This window comes from Hydrogenophaga sp. (assembly GCF_041633695.1).
Classification (GTDB): domain Bacteria; phylum Pseudomonadota; class Gammaproteobacteria; order Burkholderiales; family Burkholderiaceae_C; genus Hydrogenophaga.
On the sequence record NZ_JBFJMY010000263.1, the window covers coordinates 1 to 5,936 of the forward strand.

A 5,936-nucleotide genomic window follows, 5' to 3' on the forward strand; every position below is an offset into this window, starting at 1 on the left:
CATGGAGGCCGAGATCAACTTCATATTGGAAGAGGCCTCCATCGCGCTGGGCCAGCCGGTGACCCGGGCCGACGTCAAGAGCATCTGGGTTGGCCTGCGCCCACTGGTGCGCCCCCCTGCAGCCGACGCGACACAGCACACGCGCCAGGTCTCGCGCGAGCACACCATCGTCAAATCGGCCCAGGGACTGGTCACCGTGACCGGCGGCAAATGGACCACCTACCGCGCCATGGCAGAAGATGTGATCCAGCGCTGCCAGGAATGGGGCAGCCTGGAACCGCGCAACGTGGTCCAGCCGAACCCGACGGCAGGCGCGGACGCTACGGGCACCTCGCACCACCGGCTGGCAGGCACGCCTGCGCAAACCCATGGTGGCGAAGCGGCGTCGCTCACCGCGGCGCCGGGTGCCCATTTGTATGGCAGCGACAACACGCAAATACAGACGCTGCCCGGCCACGACCGTTGGCTGACCCCTGGTCTGAGCGAGGCGATGGTGCGCTTCGCGGCCCGAAGTGAGTTTGCGCTCACAGTCGAAGATGTGCTTGCCAGAAGGTCCCGTCTGCTCTTTCTGGATGCCAAAACAGCTCAACAAGTGGCGCCTCGGGTGGCCGATATTCTGAGCGAGGAAACCGGCAACAACCCGGCGTTGCCAGAATTCTTGGGCTTGTCCGAGGCCTACCAAGGCGCCTGGGCGCGTGCCTGAGGCGGTTTGTGCAAAACAAAGCAGGCAGCCGCTTGACCATCGACTGAATCAATGCCATAATCAACGGCTTCGCTCCAAAAAGCGAGGCTATCTGCCCACCGAAATGGGCCGACCAGTACCAGGAACCATTGGCGCAAGCTTGGTTTTGAAGTGATTGGTTGGTTTGTAACGACGGGCCCAAGACTGATCACTCCCGGCCGTGGTGGCCGAGCGGATTCAAGTTGGGAATACATACAAATGATTCAAACGCAAACTCGACTCGATGTTGCTGACAACACGGGTGCCAAGTCCGTGATGTGCATCAAGGTGCTGGGCGGCTCCAAGCGCCGTTACGCCAGTGTCGGCGATGTCATCAAGGTCACCATCAAAGAGGCTGCGCCTCGTGGTCGTGTCAAAAAAGGTGAGGTGTACAGCGCCGTTGTGGTGCGCACCGCCAAAGGCATTCGCCGTCCCGACGGCGCCTTGATCAAATTCGATGGCAACGCTGCAGTGTTGCTGAACGCCAAGCTGGAGCCAATCGGCACCCGCATCTTCGGACCGGTTACGCGCGAACTGCGCAACGAGAAGTTCATGAAGATCGTGTCGCTGGCACCCGAGGTTCTCTGAGGAATCATCATGAACAAGATTCGTAGTGGCGATAAAGTCATCGTGATTGCCGGTCGCGACAAGGGCAAAACGGGCAACGTGGTTTCACGTACCGATGCCGATCGTGTGCTGGTTGAGGGTGTGAACACCGTCAAGAAGCACGCCAAGCCCAACCCCATGAAGGGTGTGACTGGCGGTATTGTGGAAAAAACCATGCCGATTCACCAGTCCAATGTGGCCATTTTCAATGGCGCAACGGGCAAGGCGGACCGCGTCGGCATCAAAGTCCTGGCAGACGGCAAAAAAGTGCGCGTCTACAAGTCCAGTGGCGAAGAAATCAAGGTGGCCTGAGCATGACCCGCTTGCAAGAAATTTACCGCGACAAGATCGCTCCGAGCCTGGTTGAAAAATTTGGCTACTCCTCGATCATGGAAGTGCCGCGCATCACCAAGATCACGCTCAACATGGGTGTGAGCGAGGCGGTTGCCGACAAGAAGGTCATGGACAGCGCCGTGGGCGACCTGACCAAGATCGCTGGGCAAAAGCCGGTGGTGACCAAGGCGCGCAAAGCCATTGCGGGTTTCAAGATCCGTGAGCAGCAGCCCATTGGTTGCATGGTGACCCTGCGCGGTGCCCGCATGTATGAATTCCTGGACCGTTTCGTGACCGTGGCATTGCCCCGGGTGCGCGACTTCCGTGGTATTTCGGGCAAGGCGTTTGACGGCCGTGGCAACTACAACATCGGCGTCAAAGAGCAGATCATTTTCCCTGAGATCGAGTACGACAAGGTAGATGCCTTGCGTGGCCTCAACATCAGCATCACGACATCGGCCAAAAACGACGAAGAGTGCAAAGCTTTGTTGGTCGGTTTCCGTTTCCCGTTCAAGAACTGAGGTAGCGTATGGCAAAACAAGCACTGCTCCAGCGCGAACTCAAGCGCGAGAAACTCGCCGCCAAGTTCGCCACGAAATACGCCGAGTTGAAGGCAACCGCTTCCGATGCCAAGCGCACGGACGAAGAGCGTGATGCGGCGCGTCTCGCGCTGCAAAAGCTGCCGCGCAACGCCAATCCGACTCGCCAGCGCAACCGCTGTGAGATCACGGGTCGTCCGCGTGGAACCTATGCCCATTTCGGTCTGGCTCGCGCCAAGGTCCGCGAAATGGCTTTCGCCGGTGAAATCCCCGGCATCACCAAAGCCAGCTGGTAAGCCCTAGGAGAACCACAAATGAGCATGAGTGATCCTATCGCCGACATGTTGACCCGCATTCGCAATGCGCAGATGGTCGAGAAGTCCAGCGTGTCGATGCCCGCGTCCAAGTTGAAGACGGCGATTGCCCAAGTCCTGAAGGACGAAGGTTATATCGACGGATTCCAGGTCAAGAGCGCCGACGGCAAAAACGAGCTTGAGATTGCTCTCAAGTACTACGCTGGCCGTCCGGTGATCGAGCGCATCGAGCGCGTGAGCCGCCCTGGTCTGCGTGTCTATCGCGGCCGCAACGCAATCCCCGAAGTCCAGAACGGTCTGGGTGTTGCTATCGTCACCACGCCCCAGGGTGTGATGACCGACCGCAAGGCTCGCTCCACCGGTGTCGGTGGTGAAGTCCTGTGTTACGTCGCCTGATGCGGGCATTGAGGAGCAATTAATGTCACGTATTGGAAAACAGCCGGTCACCATTCCCCAGGGAGTCGATGTGGCCGTGAAAGACAACCAGATCAATGTCAAGGGCGCACTCGGCGCGCTGGCGTTGACCCAGAACCGCTTGGTCAAGATCGAGAACAACGCAGGCACGATGACTTTCGTGCCAGTCGATGACTCCCGTGAAGCCAATGCCATGTCGGGCACCATGCGCCAGCTGGTGAACAACATGGTGACCGGTGTCAGCAAGGGCTTTGAGAAGAAGCTGACCTTGTTGGGCGTGGGCTACCGTGCGCAAGCGCAGGGTACCAAGCTCAACCTGACGGTGGGTTACTCCCACCCGGTGGTGATGGACATGCCTGCGGGCATCAAGGTGGAAACCCCGACGCCGACCGAAATCCTGATCAAGGGTTCTGATCGTCAACGCGTTGGCCAGATCGCTTCCGAAGTGCGCGCCGTGCGCCCCCCAGAGCCCTACAAGGGCAAGGGCATCCGCTATGTGGATGAAAAGGTCGTGATCAAGGAAACCAAGAAGAAATAAGGATCAGGATCATGTTGACGAAAAAAGAGCAGCGTCTGCGCCGGGCCCGCCAAACGCGTATCCGCATCGCACAGCAAGGCGCTGTGCGGCTGACCGTGAACCGCACCAACCTGCACATCTACGCCAGCGTCATCTCCGACGATGGCTCCAAGGTGCTGGCCACCGCATCGACGGCGGAAGCCGAAGTGCGGGCACAAATCGGCGCCGCTGGCAAAGGTGGCAACACCGCTGCCGCGCAGCTGATTGGCAAGCGCATTGCTGAAAAGGCCAAAGCGGCTGGCATCGAAAAGGTCGCCTTCGACCGTTCGGGCTTTGCCTACCATGGTCGGGTCAAGGCCCTGGCTGACGCGGCACGCGAAGCCGGCCTGCAGTTCTGATCGGACGGGATACACAAAATGGCTAAATTTCAGGCAAACATCAAAAACGAAGCGAACGACGACGGTTTGCGCGAAAAGATGATCGCGATCAACCGCGTGACCAAAGTGGTCAAGGGCGGTCGCATTCTCGGTTTCGCAGCGCTGACCGTGGTGGGTGACGGCGATGGCCGCGTTGGCATGGGCAAGGGCAAGGCGCGTGAAGTGCCGGTGGCCGTGCAAAAGGCCATGGAACAGGCCCGTCGCAACATGGTCAAGGTCTCGCTCAAGAACGGCTCCTTGCACCACAGCGTGCACGGCGAGCACGGCGCGTCCAACGTCATGATGCTGCCGGCCGCAAAAGGTACCGGCATCATTGCTGGCGGCCCTATGCGTGCGGTGTTCGAAGTGTTGGGCATCACCGATGTGGTTGCCAAGAGCCACGGCTCCAGCAACCCATACAACTTGGTGCGTGCGACGCTGGACGCCTTGAAGAACTCGACGACGCCCGCCGACGTCGCTGCCAAGCGCGGCAAGTCGCTTGAAGACATTCTGGGCTGATGGGAACACGATCATGACCACACAAACCACCGTCAAAGTCCAACTGGTGCGCAGCCCCATTGGATGCAAACAATCTCACCGCGACACCGTGCGCGGCCTGGGCCTGCGTCGGCTCAACAGCACCAGCGAGCTGCAGGACACGCCTTCCGTGCGCGGCATGATCGACAAGATCAGCTACCTGGTCAAAGTACTCTGATTGAGGTCACAAGACATGGAACTCAACACTATCAAGCCTTCTGAAGGCTCCAAGCATGCCAAGCGCCGCGTCGGTCGCGGCATCGGCTCTGGCCTGGGTAAAACCGCTGGCCGTGGTCACAAAGGTCAGAAATCCCGTTCGGGTGGCTACCACAAAGTCGGTTTTGAAGGCGGTCAAATGCCTTTGCAGCGCCGTCTGCCCAAGCGTGGCTTCAAGTCCGCACAGCTGCAGTTCAATGCAGAAGTGACCTTGAGCGACCTGGAGTTGCTGACGGCCACCGAGGTGGATCTGTTGGTGCTCAAGCAAGCGGGCCTGGTGGCGCATCTGATCAAGCGCGTCAAAGTGATCAAGACCGGCGAAATCAAACGTGCCGTCACTTTGAAGAGCATTGGTGCTACCGCTGCGGCCAAGCTGGCTATTGAAGCCGCTGGCGGCTCGGTCGCCTGATTGGATTCGGGCAAAGGCTAACTCACTGTGGCAACCGGAACCTCAACCCTAGCCAAGACAGGCAAGTTCGGCGACCTTCGTCGCCGACTTGTGTTCCTGTTGTTGGCGCTGGTGGTCTACCGCATCGGGGCACACATTCCTGTGCCCGGGATTGACCCTGCGCAGCTGGAGCAGCTGTTCAAGGGCCAGCAAGGCGGCATCCTCAGTCTTTTCAACATGTTCTCGGGTGGCGCCTTGTCGCGCTTCACCGTGTTCGCGTTGGGCATCATGCCGTACATCTCGGCGTCGATCATCATGCAGTTGATGACCTATGTCGTGCCCACGTTCGAGCAGTTGAAAAAAGAAGGTGAGACCGGGCGGCGCAAGATCACGCAGTACACCCGGTACGGCACCCTGGGCTTGGCCATCTTCCAGTCGATGAGCATTGCCATCGCCTTGGAAAGTTCGGCAGGTCTGGTGATCGATCCGGGTATGGCGTTTCGCATCACCGCTGTCGTGAGTCTGGTGGCCGGTACGATGTTTCTGATGTGGTTGGGTGAACAGATAACCGAGCGTGGTCTGGGCAACGGCATCTCGATCCTGATCTTCGCCGGTATTGCGGCGGGTCTGCCCAGCGCCATTGGCGGTTTGCTGGAACTGGTGCGCACCGGTGCCATGAACATTCTGGTCTCTTTGCTCATCATTGCGTTGGTGGTGCTGGTCACCTACTTCGTGGTGTTTGTGGAACGTGGGCAACGCAAGATCCTGGTGAACTACGCGCGCCGCCAAGTGGGCAACAAGGTCTATGGTGGCCAGTCGTCTCACCTGCCGCTCAAGCTGAACATGGCTGGTGTGATTCCGCCCATTTTTGCTTCTTCGATCATTCTCCTGCCCACCACCGTGGTCAGCTGGGTGAGCACCGGGGACTCCACGCG

At 59.2% G+C, this 5,936-nt stretch carries 12 protein-coding genes; all 12 read left to right on the forward strand.

Annotated elements, in window-relative coordinates; all coding sequences use genetic code 11:
* Nucleotides 1–703 (forward strand): glycerol-3-phosphate dehydrogenase C-terminal domain-containing protein (locus ABYB95_RS15395; protein WP_372659447.1); only part of this gene is annotated, 703 nt, incomplete at its 5' end.
* A 237-nt stretch (nt 704–940) separates the two neighbouring features.
* The gene (rplN, locus tag ABYB95_RS15400) at nt 941–1,309 is read left to right on the forward strand and encodes a 50S ribosomal protein L14 (RefSeq protein ID WP_372659448.1); all 369 of its coding nucleotides are present in this window, start codon (nt 941–943) and stop codon (nt 1,307–1,309) included.
* A gap of 9 nt (nt 1,310–1,318) precedes the next feature.
* Nucleotides 1,319–1,639 carry a 50S ribosomal protein L24 gene (gene rplX / locus ABYB95_RS15405; protein WP_372659449.1) on the forward strand — a complete coding sequence of 107 codons (321 nt, stop codon included), beginning with the start codon at nt 1,319–1,321 and terminating at the stop codon, nt 1,637–1,639.
* 2 nt (nt 1,640–1,641) lie between these two features.
* Entirely contained in the window at nt 1,642–2,181 is a 540-nt protein-coding gene (rplE, locus tag ABYB95_RS15410) for a 50S ribosomal protein L5 (protein ID WP_372659450.1), read from the forward strand.
* An 8-nt stretch (nt 2,182–2,189) separates the two neighbouring features.
* Nucleotides 2,190–2,495: a 30S ribosomal protein S14 gene (rpsN, locus tag ABYB95_RS15415; protein ID WP_372659451.1), complete on the forward strand. Its 306-nt coding sequence runs from the start codon at nt 2,190–2,192 to the stop codon at nt 2,493–2,495.
* Between the two features lie 18 nt (nt 2,496–2,513).
* Nucleotides 2,514–2,909 (forward strand): 30S ribosomal protein S8, encoded by a 396-nt coding sequence (rpsH, locus tag ABYB95_RS15420; protein ID WP_372659452.1) that lies wholly within the window; start codon nt 2,514–2,516, stop codon nt 2,907–2,909.
* Between the two features lie 22 nt (nt 2,910–2,931).
* Entirely contained in the window at nt 2,932–3,465 is a 534-nt protein-coding gene (gene rplF, locus ABYB95_RS15425; RefSeq protein WP_372659453.1) for a 50S ribosomal protein L6, read from the forward strand.
* Nucleotides 3,466–3,476: 11 nt separating this feature from the next.
* Nucleotides 3,477–3,842, forward strand: coding sequence for a 50S ribosomal protein L18 (gene rplR / locus ABYB95_RS15430; protein WP_372659454.1), 366 nt, complete (start codon nt 3,477–3,479; stop codon nt 3,840–3,842).
* Nucleotides 3,843–3,860: 18 nt separating this feature from the next.
* Nucleotides 3,861–4,379 (forward strand): 30S ribosomal protein S5, encoded by a 519-nt coding sequence (rpsE, locus tag ABYB95_RS15435; protein WP_372659455.1) that lies wholly within the window; start codon nt 3,861–3,863, stop codon nt 4,377–4,379.
* Nucleotides 4,380–4,392: 13 nt separating this feature from the next.
* Complete coding sequence (rpmD, locus tag ABYB95_RS15440; RefSeq protein ID WP_372659456.1) at nt 4,393–4,575, forward strand: 50S ribosomal protein L30; 183 nt, start codon at nt 4,393–4,395, stop codon at nt 4,573–4,575.
* A gap of 15 nt (nt 4,576–4,590) precedes the next feature.
* On the forward strand, nt 4,591–5,022 hold the full coding sequence (gene rplO, locus ABYB95_RS15445; protein WP_372659457.1) for a 50S ribosomal protein L15: 432 nt from the start codon (nt 4,591–4,593) through the stop codon (nt 5,020–5,022).
* 27 nt (nt 5,023–5,049) lie between these two features.
* Nucleotides 5,050–5,936, forward strand: an 887-nt coding sequence (secY, locus tag ABYB95_RS15450; RefSeq protein ID WP_372659458.1) for a preprotein translocase subunit SecY, incomplete at its 3' end; no start/stop codon positions are given.

What these genes read in the sequence shown, in the direction of transcription:
- rplN (WP_372659448.1), top strand. Translation starts at nt 941, where the DNA reads ATGATTCAAACGCAAACTCGACTCGATGTTGCTGACAACACGGGTGCC.
- rplX (WP_372659449.1), top strand. Translation starts at nt 1,319, where the DNA reads ATGAACAAGATTCGTAGTGGCGATAAAGTCATCGTGATTGCCGGTCGC.
- rplE (WP_372659450.1), top strand. Translation starts at nt 1,642, where the DNA reads ATGACCCGCTTGCAAGAAATTTACCGCGACAAGATCGCTCCGAGCCTG.
- rpsN (WP_372659451.1), top strand. Translation starts at nt 2,190, where the DNA reads ATGGCAAAACAAGCACTGCTCCAGCGCGAACTCAAGCGCGAGAAACTC.
- rpsH (WP_372659452.1), top strand. Translation starts at nt 2,514, where the DNA reads ATGAGCATGAGTGATCCTATCGCCGACATGTTGACCCGCATTCGCAAT.
- rplF (WP_372659453.1), top strand. Translation starts at nt 2,932, where the DNA reads ATGTCACGTATTGGAAAACAGCCGGTCACCATTCCCCAGGGAGTCGAT.
- rplR (WP_372659454.1), top strand. Translation starts at nt 3,477, where the DNA reads ATGTTGACGAAAAAAGAGCAGCGTCTGCGCCGGGCCCGCCAAACGCGT.
- rpsE (WP_372659455.1), top strand. Translation starts at nt 3,861, where the DNA reads ATGGCTAAATTTCAGGCAAACATCAAAAACGAAGCGAACGACGACGGT.
- rpmD (WP_372659456.1), top strand. Translation starts at nt 4,393, where the DNA reads ATGACCACACAAACCACCGTCAAAGTCCAACTGGTGCGCAGCCCCATT.
- rplO (WP_372659457.1), top strand. Translation starts at nt 4,591, where the DNA reads ATGGAACTCAACACTATCAAGCCTTCTGAAGGCTCCAAGCATGCCAAG.